At 42.5% G+C, this 1372-nt stretch carries 1 protein-coding gene; it reads right to left on the bottom strand.

Annotated features, from left to right (window positions below; all coding sequences use genetic code 11):
* Positions 1-287: 287 nt before the first annotated feature.
* Positions 288-1372, bottom strand: a 1085-nt coding sequence (locus tag GRP75_RS27040) for a condensation domain-containing protein (protein WP_483311123.1), incomplete at its 5' end; no start/stop codon positions are given.

Raw genomic sequence — 1372 nt, 5'->3', positions numbered from 1 at the left:
GTCGTAGGTTCACTAAGTTCATATCTCAAACCATTGCGCGGCACCCATCAGCATACACCAAATGTCATTTATTTGGCATAAAGATCTATTACAACAAGCTTTAATTCAGCGACATTGCTACATAAAACTTCGCTACATTCATACCACAAAAGCCGTAAATCTCCGGGGTTATTGGAGACTTGCGGCTTTTGTGGTTTGTTTAGATTGCCCCAAAGCCATTTGAAAGCTTTGGGGCCCAGTTTCCCTATTTTGAACTCGGAGCTTGTTTTTAATGCCTTGAGTGAAAATTAGGTGGACATTATTCCATTTTCGTCTGTTACTAGTAAATTCGCTAGCTCTGTTTCCAACAACGCTTTAACGGTTTCTGGATTTTCTTCAAAAGGAAGTTCCAGTGAGATTTGCAATACATTTTCCACATGCTGAACAGTAAAGAAAATGATTGGATCCCGATAGATGTCCCTCTCTTCTGGCTCGATATTTTTAAACAGCTGATATTTATCTGACGCTTCGCCAAGGTAATTGAAGACAATAGGTAGCTTATTCAGGCTATGCTTCAGATACCTGTTAGACTGCGGATACAACGAAGCCATTTCATCATTGTATATGAGATTTAGAAAATTCAGGTTACGCGATACGGCCAACTGCATACTGTTTCTGATCTCATGCCCATGTTCATCCGCATCTGTAAGCAGTACAGGGATTTGGTCTATAAATTCACCTATAATATCAAAATACTGCTTGTCCTCGTATGCCCGTCCATAATTGGTGAGAAGAATAGGAATCTCGTCCACTTGCAAATATCTGCGGAAAAAGCGGTTAGCTAGGCGTATAGCCAAGTCCCACATGTGTCCGATTGCGTCAGAATCATTCCAATCTGCAAGTTCTACTGTCACATCTGTGCCCGTTGTATGGTTGCGCTCATCAATTGCGAGGACTACAGCATCCGAAGCAGCAGCAAATGCGGACAAGTGAAATTTGTCAACAATCTCTTGATCGCCCATGCCCTGAGGTCCTTTGCGGACCTGACTCACATAATCACGGTAGCTTCCTGCTAGTTGCCCTTTTACATTGCTCATATCATCATATGCACGGTACAACTCACTCTTAACGACCTCTCCGCTCATGCCATCATAGATGAGATGTGAACAAGGGAGCAGCAGCAAATGATCCCTTAAATTGAGGCGGACAAGCGCAATACGATATAATAAGTTTCCGGTTGTTTCATAAGGGTTCATAAAGAATGCAGGCAATATATGTGAGAGTATACGATTTTGCATCTCTGCACCGTAGTTCGATAAATCTATCATTGGAATGTCCATGCGCTCCTTCATGGACAACATTTCCCATTCCCATCCGACATCCGTTTGGACCA

The organism is Paenibacillus sp. OT2-17, assembly GCF_009827695.1.
Taxonomy (GTDB): Bacteria; Bacillota; Bacilli; order Paenibacillales; family Paenibacillaceae; genus Paenibacillus; species Paenibacillus polymyxa_B.
The sequence above is the reverse complement of the archived record's forward strand: the minus strand, read 5'-3'. Positions and strand labels throughout refer to the sequence as shown.